Annotated in this window: 13 protein-coding genes; 10 read left to right on the top strand and 3 right to left on the bottom strand. The window is 47.6% G+C overall.

Features of this window, described 5'->3' with window-relative positions; translation table 11 throughout:
* The gene (gene ftsA / locus BUB19_RS20390) at positions 1-1,317 is read left to right on the top strand and encodes a cell division protein FtsA (protein WP_073097278.1); all 1,317 of its coding nucleotides are present in this window, start codon (positions 1-3) and stop codon (positions 1,315-1,317) included.
* Between the two features lie 54 nt (positions 1,318-1,371).
* The gene (gene ftsZ, locus BUB19_RS20395) at positions 1,372-2,970 is read left to right on the top strand and encodes a cell division protein FtsZ (RefSeq protein ID WP_073097280.1); all 1,599 of its coding nucleotides are present in this window, start codon (positions 1,372-1,374) and stop codon (positions 2,968-2,970) included.
* 2 nt (positions 2,971-2,972) lie between these two features.
* Here the strand turns inward: ftsZ and BUB19_RS20400 are convergent, their stop codons facing one another.
* Positions 2,973-3,497: an NADPH-dependent FMN reductase gene (locus BUB19_RS20400; protein ID WP_073097282.1), complete on the bottom strand. Its 525-nt coding sequence runs from the start codon at positions 3,495-3,497 to the stop codon at positions 2,973-2,975.
* Between the two features lie 116 nt (positions 3,498-3,613).
* On the opposite strand from BUB19_RS20400, the gene BUB19_RS20405 reads away from it, so the two are divergent.
* From BUB19_RS20405 to BUB19_RS20420, 4 genes are all read left to right on the top strand, one after another.
* A complete protein-coding gene (locus BUB19_RS20405; RefSeq protein WP_073097284.1) occupies positions 3,614-4,450 on the top strand; it encodes a purine-nucleoside phosphorylase in 837 nt (278 codons plus the stop codon).
* A 215-nt stretch (positions 4,451-4,665) separates the two neighbouring features.
* Complete coding sequence (locus tag BUB19_RS20410) at positions 4,666-5,331, top strand: SDR family oxidoreductase (protein ID WP_073097285.1); 666 nt, start codon at positions 4,666-4,668, stop codon at positions 5,329-5,331.
* A gap of 79 nt (positions 5,332-5,410) precedes the next feature.
* Positions 5,411-6,580 carry an FG-GAP repeat domain-containing protein gene (locus BUB19_RS20415; RefSeq protein WP_073097287.1) on the top strand — a complete coding sequence of 390 codons (1,170 nt, stop codon included), beginning with the start codon at positions 5,411-5,413 and terminating at the stop codon, positions 6,578-6,580.
* 44 nt (positions 6,581-6,624) lie between these two features.
* Complete coding sequence (locus BUB19_RS20420) at positions 6,625-7,665, top strand: DUF3500 domain-containing protein (RefSeq protein WP_073097289.1); 1,041 nt, start codon at positions 6,625-6,627, stop codon at positions 7,663-7,665.
* A gap of 233 nt (positions 7,666-7,898) precedes the next feature.
* Here the strand turns inward: BUB19_RS20420 and BUB19_RS20425 are convergent, their stop codons facing one another.
* Both BUB19_RS20425 and BUB19_RS20430 read right to left on the bottom strand, forming a co-directional pair.
* The gene (locus tag BUB19_RS20425) at positions 7,899-8,762 is read right to left on the bottom strand and encodes a glycoside hydrolase family 16 protein (RefSeq protein WP_073097291.1); all 864 of its coding nucleotides are present in this window, start codon (positions 8,760-8,762) and stop codon (positions 7,899-7,901) included.
* Between the two features lie 37 nt (positions 8,763-8,799).
* On the bottom strand, positions 8,800-9,672 hold the full coding sequence (locus BUB19_RS20430) for a sterol desaturase family protein (RefSeq protein WP_073097293.1): 873 nt from the start codon (positions 9,670-9,672) through the stop codon (positions 8,800-8,802).
* Positions 9,673-10,026: 354 nt separating this feature from the next.
* On the opposite strand from BUB19_RS20430, the gene BUB19_RS20435 reads away from it, so the two are divergent.
* The 4 genes from BUB19_RS20435 to BUB19_RS20450 all read left to right on the top strand — a co-directional run bounded on the left by BUB19_RS20435 (position 10,027) and on the right by BUB19_RS20450 (position 16,100).
* Positions 10,027-11,961 (top strand): fumarate reductase/succinate dehydrogenase flavoprotein subunit, encoded by a 1,935-nt coding sequence (locus BUB19_RS20435; protein WP_073097294.1) that lies wholly within the window; start codon positions 10,027-10,029, stop codon positions 11,959-11,961.
* Complete coding sequence (locus tag BUB19_RS20440; protein WP_073097296.1) at positions 11,961-12,698, top strand: succinate dehydrogenase/fumarate reductase iron-sulfur subunit; 738 nt, start codon at positions 11,961-11,963, stop codon at positions 12,696-12,698. Before BUB19_RS20435 ends, BUB19_RS20440 begins: the two co-directional genes overlap by 1 nt.
* Before the next feature lies 1 nt (position 12,699).
* A complete protein-coding gene (locus BUB19_RS20445; RefSeq protein WP_073097298.1) occupies positions 12,700-14,232 on the top strand; it encodes a Ppx/GppA phosphatase family protein in 1,533 nt (510 codons plus the stop codon).
* A 128-nt stretch (positions 14,233-14,360) separates the two neighbouring features.
* Complete coding sequence (locus BUB19_RS20450) at positions 14,361-16,100, top strand: SulP family inorganic anion transporter (RefSeq protein WP_073097300.1); 1,740 nt, start codon at positions 14,361-14,363, stop codon at positions 16,098-16,100.
* The last annotated feature ends 108 nt before the right edge of the window (positions 16,101-16,208 follow it).

Here is a 16,208-nt window from a genome sequence, read left to right on the forward strand (position 1 = left end):
ATGGAAAACGAAAAACTTATTGTTGGACTGGACATCGGTACGACGAAAATCTGTGCGATTATCGGCCGTAAAAATGAATACGGAAAGTTGGAGGTACTGGGTATGGGCAAAGCAGTATCAGATGGTGTGATCAGGGGCATTGTCACCAATATTGACAAGACTGTCAATGCCATCACCAAAGCCGTGAATGAGGCCTCCGAGATGTCCAATGTGGACATTGGAGAGGTAATCGTGGGTATTGCGGGCCAGCACATCAGGAGCGCCATTCACCACGGTGTGATCATCCGAAACCCAAAAGACGATGAAATTACGGTAGAGGATGTCCGGCGGCTGGCCAATGACATGGAAAACATAGTGGTCCCTCCGGGAAACAGTATCATTCACGTCATGCCACAGGACTACACCGTAGACTATGAAGAAGGCGTACGGGATCCGGTGGGAATGTCCGGCGCCCGCCTTGAAGCCGACTTTCACATCATCACTGCTCAATCAGCCGCTATCAATAATATTGACCGATGTGTAAAGCGGGCCAATCTGCAATCCAAGGCACTGATCCTGGAGCCACTGGCCAGTTCACTCTCCGTATTGAGCGACATGGATAAGGAGGCGGGAGTTTGCCTGGTTGATATCGGAGGAGGTACAACAGACGTGGCGATATTTTATGAAAACATCATTCGCCACACTGCTGTGATTCCTTTTGGTGGCAACATCATTACCGCAGACATTAAGGAAGGCTGTATGGTCATGCAACACCAGGCAGAACTATTGAAAACCAAATTTGGCAAGGCCATTTCAGAGGAAGCCAATCCCAACGAGATCGTCTCTATTCCGGGATTACGCAACAGGCCTCCCAAGGAGATTTCGGTCAGGAACCTGGCCTCCATCATCGAGGCAAGAATGGAAGAAATCATCGAGATGGTACAATCGGAAATTGCAACCAGCGGCGTATACAAGAAGCTGGCCGGAGGAATCGTCCTGACAGGAGGGGGTTCCCTGCTGCATGGCGTTGGCCCGTTATTTGAATACATGACCGGACTGGATACCCGGATTGGCTACCCCAATGAGCACTTGGGAAAATCAAAAATCGAGGAAGTCAAAAGCCCCATGTTTGCCACTACGGTAGGGCTGGTTTTGGCCGGCTTCAAAGCGCTGGATGACCGCGAAGATACCTATAGGTTAAAAGAAAGTACCGGTAATTCCGGCCTTAAAAAGGGATATAAATCCGAACAAATGGGCCGGGATATTTTCGGCTCCATCACCAAAAAGCTCAAAAATTTCATCACTGATGATATCGGAGATGATCAGCAACAGTATTAACAATCCAAAAGCTAACAATATTTAATTACTGACCGAGGAAAAATGTCAAGCGCCATGAAAGACTATAAATTTGATATTCAAAAAAATCACCGTTCGATCATCAAGGTCATCGGTGTAGGTGGTGGGGGCTCAAATGCCGTAAACCACATGTTTAACCAGGGGATAAAAGACGTGGAGTTTGTTGTGGTCAACACAGACTCTCAGGCACTGAAAAGTAGCCCTGTCCCTTTAAAATTACAAATCGGTGCCCATCTGACTGAAGGCCTGGGAGCGGGTGCAAATCCGGAAAAGGGCAAAAATGCTGCCCTGGAAAGTAAGGAGGAGATCAGGAAGCTCCTGGAGGACAATACCAAAATGGTATTCATCACGGCCGGAATGGGCGGGGGTACCGGAACTGGCGCCGCGCCTGTGATTGCTAAGATTGCAAAAGATATGGATATCCTTACGGTAGGCATTGTCACAGCCCCTTTTGTTTTTGAAGGACGTAAAAAAACCTTTTCGGCACAGGCTGGCATAGAGTCCCTGCGCGAAAACTGCGATACCGTACTGGTAATACTGAATGACAAGTTAAGGGAGATGTATGGCAACCTGCCTATCCGGCAGGCGTTCGGAAAAGCAGACAATATCCTGAGTACTGCTGCCAAATCTATTGCTGAAATCATCACCGAAACCCAGGAGGTCAACGTAGACTTTGAAGACGTCAAAACGGTAATGAAGGACGCCGGCGCCGCTGTGATGGGATCGGCCATGGAGGAAGGAGAAGGCAGAGCGCTCAAGGCCGCCGAAAAGGCCATTTCCTCTCCCCTACTCAACAATGTGGACATCAAGGGAGCAGAAAAAATCCTGCTGTCCATCATGTCCGGCGAAGAGGAAGAACTGTCCATGGACGAATTGGTAGAAATAACAGAGTTTATACAGAACCGTGCCGGAGATATGGCAGACGTCATCTTCGGTCAGGGCATAGATCCGGATCTGAAAAAAGGTATTCGTGTGACGGTGATTGCGACTGGGTTTGAAACAGATTCCCTGGCAGAGCAACCCTATTCCGGCAAAAAGGATGAAGAACAAACCCGGAAGGTCATCCATCTGGAATCCGGAAAAACCTCAAAAGTGGACGAAGATGTTACCCATTCCGGACAAACTGTGACCTTTTCCGTACAACCACCGCAGCAGTCTCCTCAGGCCTCGGAAACACCAAAGGAAGAAGAAAACAGCCATTCTGAAAAAAATAAGCATGAAACCAATGAGGGGCAGAAAGGAGCGGACGAGGAATTCGAATACGTGTCCCCAACGCCTGCACCCGAGCCCAAGAAGGTGTTGACCCTTTTCGATAAACCGGAGCAGTCCTCCCCGCAACAACCCGAAAAAAAAGAGGAAGAGTCCAATGTCTATCAAAACGATTATTTTGAACAGATCAAGGAAAAGGCCATGAAACGTGCCCATGACCGATTCGAAAAACTTCGGCAAATGAGATCGGTCAATCAAAGTCCGGAAGAGTTTAAAGAAAAACTGGAGATCCCGGCCTATCAGAGAAAAAACATCAAACTCCATCAGGTGCAACACAGCTCGGAGAGGAGCTTGTCAAAATTCAATCTCAACGATGACAACGAAATCATCAGCAACAATAGATTTCTCCACGACAATGTGGATTAAGGTTAAAAATCGACTAGCAACCTGGCCTGCTCATGCAATAAGCTCAGGTACAGCTTATTGCTGAGCAGGCCATCTGTCATATTTTCCTCAATCCTGGCCAGCTTGATCTTGTTGGCCAGAACATGCATTCCCAGGTAATTGAAAATATCGGTCAGGTGGCTCAGCGCAATGCCACCTCCACCGATGCCTGAAGAAATGCCCACCAATGCACATTTTTTGGATCGAAAACTATTGGGATAGGTCATTCCGTCGATAAAGGATTTGAGGATTCCGGGAAAAGATCCATTGTATTCGGGAACAATAAATACAAATTTTCTTCCCTCTTTTACCCGGTTGTGGATCAGGTTATATGCTTTATTTTTACCATTATTTTCGTAGAGTGCAGTGAAAACAAAGTCGTCCGGAAGTTCTGTTAAATTGATGATCTCACTGTTTACACCGATCTGACTCAGTATTTCGCTGTAAAGTACTGCTATCCTGGCAGAAACAGCTTGTTTCCTGTTCGTACTTACTATTATTTTTATCATAGACCTTTGTTATCGATGACATAAATACAAACACACCCACCATAAAGTTTCTTATTTGCTATATTTGAAACCGGTCAATTTATCTTTACCAGGCAGCAGCCTCTTCCCTTATCAGCATGCGAAAAGAACCTGAAATCACCTATACGGAAAAAATCAATCATGCCGCCAGGCACTTGCAGGATCTCATAAAATCAAAACCGGAAACCGCTATCATTCTGGGTACCGGGCTGGGTAGCCTGATCAATGACATCAGCGTTGAGTTCAAAATCAGCTATGAAGATATCCCTTATTTCCCGGTCTCTACAGTCACTTCACACCATGGTAAGCTGATCCTGGGTACGCTTGCAGGTAAAGCGGTATTGGCCATGCAGGGACGGTTTCATTATTATGAGGGGTATTCCATGAAGGAAGTAACCTTTCCCATTCGTGTGATGAGAAAATTGGGCATCAAGCATTTGCTCATTTCCAATGCATCGGGGGGCTTGAATGCGCAACATCAGATCGGTGATGTGATGATCATCAATGATCACATTGATTTGTTTCCCGAAAACGCCCTCCGCGGACCCAATGTGGAAGGGTTTGGCGAAAGGTTTCCCGATATGAGCGAGGCTTACCACCCCCAATACATCGCCTGGGCCCTTGAAATCGGAGAAGCAAACGGAATCCGTACGCATCAGGGCGTATATGCCGGAGTACAGGGACCTAACCTGGAAACACCTGCAGAATACAAATACCTGAGCAGAATTGGTGCCGATGCAGTGGGAATGAGTACCGTTCCTGAGGTAACGGTTGCCGTACATAGTGGCATGAAAGTCTTTGCCATTTCGGCGATTACCGATTTGGGCGTACCCGGTAAAATAAAAAAAATCAGCCTTCAGGACGTATTGCAGGCGGCAGCACATGCCGAACCCGCCATGCGAAAAATCATGCTGGGATTGCTGGAGAAATTGTAAGGGCATCGCCTGCTTGGGTTTTTGCTTTGCCGCTTTGGGGATAGTCCGGGGGCAAGTGGGAGATCTGCAGTCCCCAGGTCCGGTTGCTTCAGATCACAAGTCTGTCCATTTCCAGGACCAGAATTGGAGCAAAATTAGATTTTCGGAGAATTTTAAATTTTTATTTTGTCTTGGAACAATTTTTGGATGGCTTTAAAAAACTAATTTAAATTATTATGGAAAAAATATTGATTATTGGCGCAAATGGAAAAACCGGCCGTTTGATAGCCGAACAATTGTCTGCTCATGCTGACTATACGCCCGTTGCGATGATTCGCGACAAATCCCAGAAATCGTTTTTTGAAGAAAAAGGGATAGCTACCGTTTCCGGAGATTTAGAAGAAGATTTTAGTGGAGCATTCGATGGAATTGAAAAGGTGATTTTTGCCGCCGGCTCCGGCTCCAAAACAGGGAAAGACAAAACCAAACTGGTAGATGAAATCGGCGCTATCAGGAGCATCGATCTCGCAAAGCAGAAACAGATAAAAAAATATGTCATGCTAAGCTCCAGAGGTGCTGAAAATGCCGAAAAAGCGGATGAATCCATGCAACACTACCTGCTCGCGAAAAAAGCGGCAGATGAACACCTGAAAACTTCAGGCCTGCCTTATGCCGTAGTGAGACCCGGCAAACTTACTGACGGACCCTATACCGGAAAAATAAAGGTGGCACCGGTTTTTAACGAAAAGGGAGAAATATCCAGAGCGGACGTCGCTGCAGTTTTGATCCATATGCTTGATACCTCTCTGGAAGGTACGCAGGTCTTCGAAATCCTGGGAGGAAAGGTGGACATACCAGAGTCCGTTCATCTGTTTCTAAAATCTGGGCAACCCGTAGTTTGACACCTTTGCATGCTATCAATTAGGTAAATATCACTTTTATTGGTTACATTTAATGTTGACAGAACCCAAACCATAAATCATGATATTCCTCCCACTTATTTTAGCAGCTTCGGTTTTTATGCAAAAGGAGGCCACACCATCTTTTGCAGCAGAAACCCTGGATGATCAAATTGAAATCGGGTACGGACTGGGCATAGGAGATGTGGACGGAGATGGAAAACCCGACATATTGCTGGCGGACAAAAAAGAATTTGTCTGGTACAGAAACGGAGATTGGAAACGGTTTGTGATGGTAGAAAATCTCACTGACAATGACAATGTATGCATTGCTGCCAGAGACATCGACGGAGATGGAAAAGTAGAAGTGGCAGTGGGTGCACAGTGGAACCCGGGTGAAACCTCAGACCCCAGCAAGTCCGGATCCGTGCACTACCTGATCCGCCCAGAGGATCCCACCCAGAAATGGGAGCCAGTGCAATTGCACCATGAACCAACAGTACATCGCATGCGGTGGATTCAGGCGGACGAAGGCAAATTTCATTTGGTCATGCTTCCCCTTCACGGTAGGGGTAATTCAGGCGGAGAAGGTGATGGCGTGAAGGTGATCGGATATGAAATGCAGGACAAGACAGGCCGGGACTGGAAGCATTGGGTAATCGACCAATCCATGCACATTACCCACAATCTGGAAATTGTTCCATCAGATAAATCCAGCGAATCGCTCTATATCGGTGGAAAAGAGGGTGTGAAGACCTTCCATTTTGCCGGTGGCAAGTGGAGCCCGCACCCTGATGGTGCCTGGCTGGTAGACGATTATGGCTTTGGGGAAATACGGGTAGGCAAGAACGCCGCGGGACAGCATTTCCTTACCGGGGTTGAACCCTTTCACGGTCCTACCCTATCGGTTTACCTTCCCGGGGATGGAAGATTTTCGCAGGACAATCTGGAACGGAAAGTACTCACCTCTGAAATGAAGCAGGGACATGGTCTGGCCACAGCTGATTTACTTGAGCAGGGTGAGGATCAGATCGTTATTGGTTGGAGAGAAGCAAATGATGCAGGAAATATCGGTATCAAGCTATTCTATCGCGACGAAAACCAATCCTGGAAAGAGCACTGGGTAGACCGGGACGATATGGCTTGCGAAGATTTGAAAGTGGCAGATTTAAATGGAGATGGCAAACCCGACATCATAGCGTCCGGGAGATCTACACATAACCTTAAAATATACTGGAACAAGAGCCTTTGAGCGGGTTTGGTCCAGTCCGCAATACCCAGCTAAACCATTCCCCTATGTGTGACCGCATCAAAATTATCTTCGCTTTGGCATTGCTGCTGTCTGTCAGTATCCCGGGCTCGGGACAGCAACTGGCTCCCCTGGCCAACGGATTTATCAAAAGCCTCGATCAGGAGCTGAAGGCCCAGGCATGTTTTCCATTTGACCACACCGAAAAATTCAACTGGCATTTTATCCCCCGGGAACGAAAGGGCCCTACATTCCACGATTTCAACGGCCAACAGAAAGCCGCTGCCTTAGCCCTGATGCGGGCATCTCTGGGAAAAGCCGGTTCCGAAAGAGCCGAGGCCATCATTGAACTTGAAAACGTATTGCGCGAGGTAGAAAACCGACCCCCGGACGATACCTACCGCGACCCCTTAAATTACCACTTCAGCATTTTTGGGGACCCCGATGGTTCCGGCGAATGGGGCTGGCGTCTGGAGGGGCATCACCTTTCGCTCAATTTTACCTCGTCCAGAGGTACCCTGGTTTCTGCCACCCCTTCATTTATGGGCAGCAATCCAGCCATTGTACTTTCAGGTCCTCAAATGGGCAAACAGGTATTGGCGGAGGAAACCAACCTCGGATTCGGTTTACTCTTATCGCTCACAGATGCACAGAAAAAATTAGCTAAATTCAGCGAGGAAGCGCCTGCAGACATCATTACCTCCAATGAGCGCCAGGCGGGTCTGCTGGAGCCACACGGGATCCACTTCTCCTCCCTGCAGGGTCACCAGAAAGAGTTGTTAAAAAAACTTGTCTTGCTGTATCTTTCCCGAAATACGGCTGAATTTCAGCAAAAACTACTGGACCGTATCGGGCAGGCCGGATGGGATTCATTTTCCTTTGCCTGGGCAGGGAGCGAAACCAATCAGGTCGGAGAAGCCCATTATTACAGAATACAGGGCGCCGATTTGATCATTGAATACGACAATGTGCAAAACAACGCAAACCATGTACATACCGTCATTCGTGACCTTAATAATGATTTTGGTGGCGACTTGCTTCGTGCTCATTATGAGCAGGATCACAATCCTCCAAAAGCCGATGAATAGTAAAATTTTGACACCCATGCCGAAGCGATTAAAAGAGCTCCTTCTCAGCCTTTTGTCAGAACTGAGCGGCACGGGAAGGACTGGAAGCAATTTTAATGCTGCTCGCGGACAGAATGGGACTTCGGAATAAGCAATTTATTTCAAAGAGTTTTTTTTAGGCTTCGATTGCAAAGAAAGATGGCCTAAAAATTATTTTCGGATATCTTACTCCTGATCTTCCGCAATGGCGAGGATCATTTCCTTTGATACACCCTTACATAATCTACCACATAATGACTGGGGAACGTTGAGTCTGTGGGGTCACCTCCATTGCTGCCAATGGCCAGGTTGAGCAAAATATAATGGGGCTGATGAAAGGGATTGGTTCCATCAGGATTTACGGTCTGCTGCAGGTCAACTTCATTGAGCAGCAGCTCATCCAGATAGATCCTTATGTAACTCTCTGTCCAGTCTAATTTCCAGATGTGGAATTTTTCCGACCATTTGGGATCTTTTGCCAGCAAATCCGCAAAAGGCAATTTGGCTTCATCCCAACTGGCTCTTTTTTCAGCATGGGCCCATGCGGTATTGGCAAGGATGGTAGGTTGTCCGTCCGATAAGTAGTACTCCATCACATCGATTTCCCCGTTGGCTGGCCAGGCTCCTGCAATACCCAGCGTCCAAATGGCAGGCCACAATCCTTTGGCTGTGTCAATTTTTGCCCTCACTTCCATCATACCGTACTGAAAGGAAAATTTGCCATTGGTATTAATGCTGGAAGACGTGTATGTCGCGTGGGATCTGCTTTCCTTCCAGTCCTTACTTCCCTTTGCAAAAGCCGGATTTCTTACCCGCTCCCGCCTGCCTTCAATGATCAGGTAGCCTTCTGCTACACGTGCATTTTCAGTTTGATACCACTGCAATTCCCTGTTTCTCTGGAAGCCGTGCTCAAAAGACCAAAACCGATGATCCGGTACCCCTTCCTGTGAAAATTCGTCTGCCCAGACCAATTTGTAACCAGGCTTGTCAGGAATCGGGTCCGGAGATGTAAATGGCACTACCTGGGCATTACTGCCCAAATGGAAAAGAAAGGATATTACCAAAAGGAGAAATTTCATTGGTTCTTGCTTTGTTTGGCTGCAAGTTAGTCCAATTTTACTTTTTCTTTTTATAGGGATAGGTTATCTGCTCCCAAAATGTTTTTGGAAATTCTTCCATCCCCTCAAAACCAAGGGGGATATCTCTGCCTTCGTGAGGAATGTAGGCTGTCCCAAACAAATAGTCCCATACACTTAACGTCAAACCATAGTTTACGCCGTAGGAGCCTTCAGGTAGTTTTTTGGAATGGTGCCAGATATGCATGATAGGGTTGTTCAAAACATATTTTAAAGGACCATAGGTGATCCGCAGATTGGCGTGATTCAGGTGGCCGATGGCTGTGGCAAAGATATGCACCAGGAAAAAATCAACCAGGCCAAACCCTATCATGGCGAGGGGAATATACTGGGCGCTCTTGTACAAAATGGTTTCCATCCAGTGAAACCTCAGGTGGGCCGCAAAGCCCATTTGTTCGACGGAATGGTGCACCTTATGAAATTCCCATAGCGCCGGTACCCTGTGGAGCATGCGGTGTACATTCCATTGTATAAAGTCTGCCAGAATGAACAGCAACAGGTACTGCCCCCATTTCGGCCAGGAGCTTACTTCAATGGCTACCAGATTGGTAATGCCAAAAATGCCCAGAAAATCATTAAAAGCTTCTACAGCGACATTAGAGATGGCGTTGTAGGCGATTAAAGAAAAAAGAAAGAAATTAAAAAACATGTAAAATCCATCCAGCCAGAAATCTTTTCGGAGCGCCGGCTGCGACTTTCTCCAGGGAAATACGAGCTCAAGGAGCCATACTGCCAGGGATAAACCCACGAGCCACCAAAAGTAATTGGTCCAGGAGGGATACATGATTTCATTGATCAGGTAATTGAAATACCCGTAGTAGGCATCAGAAACAATGCGGATGTACTTTTCCATCTTTCTCTAGTCTCAATACAGGATGCAAGCAGCGATATGAAGGCTTGCCTGTTCCGTTTTGCATCCAATCTGATTGCCGTTTAACAGCTATTCACCGTTGCCTTTAACAGGCAGCAACTGGCCGGAGTCTTGGCGAAACACAAGCTACTTGCAAACAAATTAATCCCAAATACAGATCACAGGGATTTTTTTATAACACCTCACAAAGGTAGCGAATCCACTTCTTCTGACAGTGACAGAGGTTACATTAGATACCCTTGCCTGACAAAATCAGCCGACTCACCGACTCTACCGTTGGGAACAGTGCGGAATATTTGCTATTATTAAAGTTATTCCGACAGCCAAATAATTTAGATGTATTTCACCACAGACACCGCCACTTCTCCCAACGCGAAAATCCCTGAAGGAGATTTGAAAGACAAATGGTCGAATTTCAAAGACCAGGCACGCCTGATCAGTCCGGGCAACAGACAGAAATACCATATTCTGGTGGTCGGAACAGGGCTTTCAGGGGCGTCGGCAGCGGCCAGTCTTGCGGAGTTGGGGTACCAGGTGTCCACTTTTTGTTTTCAGGACTCTCCGAGGAGGGCCCATTCCGTTGCCGCGCAGGGAGGGGTAAATGCGATGAAAAATTACAAAAATGACGGGGACAGCATATACAGGATGTTTTACGACACCTTGAAAGGCGGCGATTTCAGGGCCCGGGAAGCAAATGTATACCGGCTGGCAGAATGTTCTTCGCATTTGATCGATCAGGCGGTGGCGCAGGGCGTGCCATTTGCCAGGGAGTACAGCGGTTACCTGGCCAACCGTTCTTTCGGAGGAGTTCAGGTGAGCAGAACTTTTTATGCCAGGGGGCAGACAGGCCAGCAATTGCTGCTGGGTGCCTATCAGGCCATGATGAGGCAGGTGCATCTGGGAAAAATCAGAAGTTATACCCGCCATGAAATGCTGGATCTGGTCACTGAAAATGGATTGGCCAGAGGAATCATCGTGCGCAATATGGACACCGGCGCAATCAGTCGGCATGCTGCAGATGCCGTAGTGCTGGCCACCGGGGGATTTGGTAAAATCTTTTATTTGTCCACCCTGGCCATGGGATGCAACGGCTCCGCCATTTGGCGCGCCCACAAGAAAGGTGCCTGGGCCGCTTGCCCCAGTTGGACACAAATCCACCCTACCTGTCTCCCTCAGGCCGGAAATTACCAGTCCAAGCTAACGCTCATGTCTGAGTCACTGAGAAATGATGGCCGGATATGGGTACCACGAAATAAAAATGAAAACAGAAAAGCTGTAGAAGTTCCGGAAGAGGACCGCGATTACTATTTGGAAAGAAAATATCCCTCCTACGGTAACCTTGCGCCCCGGGACATCGCCTCAAGAGCGGCAAAAGAGCGCATCGATGCCGGGTACGGGGTAGGCCCCTTAAAAAACGCTGTTTATCTGGATTTTAAAGATGCCATCAGCAAACATGGAAAAGGTACCATAGTAAAACGATATGGTAATCTGTTTAACATGTATGAAAAAATCACTGGTATAAATGCCTACGAACAGCCCATGATGATTTCACCCGCAGCACATTTTTCTATGGGAGGCCTTTGGGTAGATTACGAGCTGAGTACAAATATCCCTGGACTTTACGCCATAGGAGAAGCCAATTTTTCCGATCATGGTGCCAACCGGCTTGGTGCCAATTCCCTTCTTCAGGCCTGCGTAGATGGATATTATATCCTTCCACAAACCTTACCCCAATTTCTAGCCCAACAGGGAAAAGCAAACCAACCTGATAGTGACTCGGAGGCATTTTTCCTGGCAGAGCAGCAGGTTCGAAGTAGACTGGAAGGGCTTTGCGCCATCAATGGCAATAAAACTGCAGATCATTTTCACCGGGAGTTGGGAAAAATTCTTTATGACAAATGTGGCCTGTCCAGGTCTGCAAAGGGACTCACCGCCGCGATCGAAGCAATCCGTATGTTGAAAAAGACCTTTTATGAGGAGCTGAAAATCCCGTCGGTGCTGAACGGAATCAATGAGGAACTGGAGAAGGCTGGCCGAGTAGCAGATTACCTGGAAATCAGCGAACTGATGTGTGTTGATGCCCTGAGCAGAGAAGAATCCTGCGGGGCGCATTTCAGGGAGGAGTACCAAACTCCGGACGGAGAGGCCAGGAGAAATGATAGCGAATATAGCTACATTTCCTGCTGGAAAAACAGCGGTGATATACCTGTACTCATCCGGGAGCCGCTACATTTTGAATTTACCAAGCCTACAGAAAGGAGTTATAAATAATGAATTTTAAACTAAAAATCTGGCGTCAGGACAATGCCCAGGCAGCTGGCAAACTGGTAGACTATGAAGTTGAGAACATCTCAGCTGACACCTCATTTCTTGAAATGCTGGATCAGTTGAATGAAACACTCATCCTGAGGGGAGAAAATCCCATTTCATTTGATTACGACTGCCGGGAGGGTATCTGCGGCCAATGCTGCCTCTTTATCAATGGGAGGGCACATGGACCGCTGGCCCATACAAGTACCTGCCAACTGCACATGAGATCTTTCAGGGAAAGTGAAACTATCTATGTAGAACCTTTTCGTGCCGGGCCATTTCCGGTTAAGAAAGATTTGAAGATAGACAGAAAGCCACTTGATGAAATAATCGCTTCCGGCGGTTATGTCTCAGTAAACACCGGACAGGCTCCGGAGGCCAACGCTACGCTTATTGATTCCGACACAGTTGAGCAGGCGTTTGATGCCGCTTCCTGCATAGGATGTGGCGCCTGCGTGGCCGCCTGCAAAAATGGTAGCGCCGCTTTGTTTACGGCTGCCAAAATCAGCCACCTTTTCCGCCTGCCACAAGGCAAAATAGAACATAAACAGCGGGTGAAAAATATGGTAAAAACCATGGATAAACTGGGATTCGGTGCTTGCTCCAATACCGGAGCATGCGAAGTGGAATGTCCCCAGGGTATTTCCATCAGCCATATCGCCCTGATGAATAGAGAATATTTTAAAAAATCACCCTGACATGAACCTGGCGGCAATAGATATCGGTACCAACAGCATACACATGATTATCGTAAAGGTAATCTCCGGAAACCATTTTGACATCCTGATGCAGGAAAAGAACATGGTCAAACTAGGTCTAGGTGTTTTTGCCAACAACAAACTCAGCGACAAGGCTGTGGAAGATGGGGTGGCTACCATCAAAAAGTATGTTCAACTCGCCGACCAATACGGGGTAGATGATATCATCGTATCGGCCACGAGTGCCACCCGGGAGGCGAAAAACGGACGGGAGTTTTTGGACCGGCTGATCCACGAGGCTGGTGTATCGCCCAGGCTAATTTCGGGAAAAGAGGAGGCCAAACTGATTTTTCTGGCTGTAAAGGAAGCCATCTCCATCAAAAAGGAAAAAATTCTGGTCCTGGATATTGGAGGAGGTAGTACTGAAGCTGTTCTGGGAGATGAAAACCAGATCCATTTTGGACATTCCATGAAACTGGGCGTACTGCGCCTGCTGGACCAGTTCGGTCACCAGGGCATACTGACCGGGGAGGAGCAGAAATCTATACAATCCCATATCAGGCAGGCAGCATCCAAGATAATGGAGAAGGCCATGTCCATCGGCTTCGACAGGGTAGTAGGTACATCCGGGACCATCCGATCCCTTGCAGAAGCCTGTCTGGAGAAAAAAGACAATCCCTCCCCGGAAAGTGTCAATGCCGAAGAAGTACAACTGGAAGACCTGATCAAACTGCGCGACAAGCTTCTGAACCTGTCTCCTGAAAAACGAGCTGAGGTACCGGGAATAAGCGCCAACCGCACAGACGCAATCCATCTGGGTGCCATATTGCTGGTTGAGCTGCTGCAGATGGCGGGTGTCAACAGCCTCACCATATCGGATGCTTCGCTTCGGGAAGGTATGATCATCCACCATATCGGAAAACGGGAGCTTGCCGTGGACGAAGGCAATCAGGGAAAGACCTTGAAAGAAAAAAGCTGTTTCCTGCTGGCAAGCCGGTATGAAACCGAGCTGGAAGCCAAAAAACATGTTTCAGGCCTGGCCCTCCAACTATTTGATCAACTCAAACACCTCCACCAGGCGGGAGAACAGGAACGGAGTATGGTGTACCACGCTGCACTGATCTACGATGTCGGTCTTTTTATCCAGTTTCAGGATTTCCACAAGCATTCCAGGTACATTATCAAACACAGCCAGTTGAGGGGCTTTACCAATGAAGAAATACTGCTACTCGGGCACCTGGCACGGTACCACAGAAAAAAGGGCCCAAAAAAAAGACACAAAAAATTCAAAAAACTATCTGCAGAACAGCAGCAAAAAGTAAGGTTGCTCGCGGGTATCCTAAGGATTGCTATCGGATTGGATAAGACCAAAAACCAGTGGGTTCAGAACATTTATTGCCTTCCCAAAAAAGAGAAGCTACAAATACAGGTATTTTCCATCGAAAATATCACACTTGAAATATGGGAAGCACGACGCTTTTCGGACACCTTGTCAAAGTACCTCAAAAAAGAAATTGAGATCGTTGTGGGCTAAGTAAGATGCTTCCGGTGATAAAAATCACTTTTTCCGGCCGAAAATAGGGTCACATTTGTAACTCCTTTATGCTGGCTGATCCGTGTATATCCCGGATTAGCTGATCGACAAAATAAATAAAGATACCGATGGACCTGAAAAAATATATACCTTCCCTGCAATGGCTCCCCTACTACAATCAGACTCAGCTCAAGGGCGATTTATCGGCCGGAATAACCGTTGGCATTATGCTTATCCCCCAGGGAATGGCCTATGCCATGCTTGCCGGATTGGAGCCCATACACGGTCTGTATGCCGTAACTGTGCCCCTGGTCATCTATGCCCTGTTCGGGAGCTCCCGGCAACTGGCTGTAGGACCCGTCGCGATGGTTTCCCTGCTTACCGCTGCCGGTATCAGTAGCCTGGGGCCGGACTCTCCGGAAGCATACCTGCTTTATGCACTCACCCTGGCATTTCTGGTGGGAGCGATTCAATTTTTTATGGGCGCCCTTCGTTTGGGCTTTGTAGTCAACTTTCTTTCCCATCCGGTGATCAACGGATTTACTTCTGCCGCAGCCATTATCATCGGGCTCAGCCAGGTCAAACACCTTCTAAACATTTCTCTTCCCAATAGTGAACACGTACAGGAAATGGTTGTGGCAATCGGCCAGCATATCGGCGACATACACTGGCTCACCTTTGGATTGGGCGTTCTGGGCATTCTTATTATCAAGTTTGGAAAAAAAATTCACCCCGCTCTTCCGGCGCCTTTGCTGGCGGTAGCTCTGGGAATACTGCTGGTATGGGGTTTTGGGCTGACAGACAAGGGAGTGAAAATCGTAGGTGATGTCCCTGGTGGCCTTCCTGCGCTCTCATTTCCCTCCTTCGACATGAGCACCTGGAGCACCTTGCTACCTATAGCGCTTACCATTTCCCTGGTTGGTTTTGCCGAGAGTTTTGCCGTAGCAAAAACCATACAGGCAAAACATAAAAACTACAGATTGGACGCCAATCAGGAACTGGTAGCTTTAGGTTTATCGAATTTTGGGGCAGCCTTCTTCAGTGGTTATCCGGTCACTGGCGGTTTTTCCAGAACTGCGGTGAACAATCAGGCCGGAGCAAAAACAACACTGGCTTCCGTTATCAGTGCCGGCCTGATACTTCTGACTCTGCTCTTTTTTACCGGTCTGTTCTATTATTTGCCTTCTGCCATTCTGGCGGCAGTAGTATTGGTAGCGGTAGCGGGCTTAATAGATTTCAAAGAACCAGTTAACCTCTGGTACAAGGACAAAGCGGATTTTGCCATGCTCATCGCCACCTTTCTCATCACCCTGACCATGGGCATTGAGACTGGTATCATTATGGGCATGATCTTGTCGCTGCTGGTAGTGATATACAGGGCTTCAAGGCCCCACATGGCCCAACTGGGCCGGGTGCCTGGTACCAAAATTTACCGGAATATCCGCAGGTTTAAAGATCTCGAAATCAATAAAAACCTGCTCATCGTCAGGATTGATGGCCCCATTTATTTTGCAAATGTAGAATACATCCGGGATAAAATGGACCTGTGGCTTTCTGAAAGAAAAAATCAAACCAAAATGATCATATTCAATATGGAGAGCATTACCAGCATAGACAGCACCGGAGCCCATGCCTTATACGAGTGGATACAAACCTGGCGCTCTGACAAGATCGATGTATGCATCACCGGCACCAAAGGACCCATCCGCGATGTACTGGACAAATGGAAGCTGATCGAATGCATAGGTGCAGACCACATGTTTATGGATGACTATTCCGCTACAGCGTTTTTTGAGCAGACCCTGGACACCAAAAGTCAGGAAAAATACGCCCCCTATGCGCTTCAGAGCAATGCGGAGAAAAAATAAAAAGACGATAAGCAACCGGAAGATCCTGCCACATGGTAGGGAAGAAGGCCGATTGGGATAACAATAACATTGGCCTCCGGCAAAGCCAGAGGCCAATGTGCTTTCGAT

The sequence above is a fragment of the Cyclobacterium lianum genome, assembly GCF_900143075.1.
In the GTDB taxonomy this organism is placed as follows: domain Bacteria; phylum Bacteroidota; class Bacteroidia; order Cytophagales; family Cyclobacteriaceae; genus Cyclobacterium; species Cyclobacterium lianum.

Bases quoted from the DNA above. Each gene is read 5' to 3' on its own strand.
- ftsA (WP_073097278.1), top strand. From the start codon at position 1: ATGGAAAACGAAAAACTTATTGTTGGACTGGACATCGGTACGACGAAA.
- ftsZ (WP_073097280.1), top strand. From the start codon at position 1,372: ATGAAAGACTATAAATTTGATATTCAAAAAAATCACCGTTCGATCATC.
- BUB19_RS20400 (WP_073097282.1), bottom strand. From the start codon at position 3,497: ATGATAAAAATAATAGTAAGTACGAACAGGAAACAAGCTGTTTCTGCC.
- BUB19_RS20405 (WP_073097284.1), top strand. From the start codon at position 3,614: ATGCGAAAAGAACCTGAAATCACCTATACGGAAAAAATCAATCATGCC.
- BUB19_RS20410 (WP_073097285.1), top strand. From the start codon at position 4,666: ATGGAAAAAATATTGATTATTGGCGCAAATGGAAAAACCGGCCGTTTG.
- BUB19_RS20415 (WP_073097287.1), top strand. From the start codon at position 5,411: ATGATATTCCTCCCACTTATTTTAGCAGCTTCGGTTTTTATGCAAAAG.
- BUB19_RS20420 (WP_073097289.1), top strand. From the start codon at position 6,625: ATGTGTGACCGCATCAAAATTATCTTCGCTTTGGCATTGCTGCTGTCT.
- BUB19_RS20425 (WP_073097291.1), bottom strand. From the start codon at position 8,762: ATGAAATTTCTCCTTTTGGTAATATCCTTTCTTTTCCATTTGGGCAGT.
- BUB19_RS20430 (WP_073097293.1), bottom strand. From the start codon at position 9,672: ATGGAAAAGTACATCCGCATTGTTTCTGATGCCTACTACGGGTATTTC.
- BUB19_RS20435 (WP_073097294.1), top strand. From the start codon at position 10,027: ATGTATTTCACCACAGACACCGCCACTTCTCCCAACGCGAAAATCCCT.
- BUB19_RS20440 (WP_073097296.1), top strand. From the start codon at position 11,961: ATGAATTTTAAACTAAAAATCTGGCGTCAGGACAATGCCCAGGCAGCT.
- BUB19_RS20445 (WP_073097298.1), top strand. From the start codon at position 12,700: ATGAACCTGGCGGCAATAGATATCGGTACCAACAGCATACACATGATT.
- BUB19_RS20450 (WP_073097300.1), top strand. From the start codon at position 14,361: ATGGACCTGAAAAAATATATACCTTCCCTGCAATGGCTCCCCTACTAC.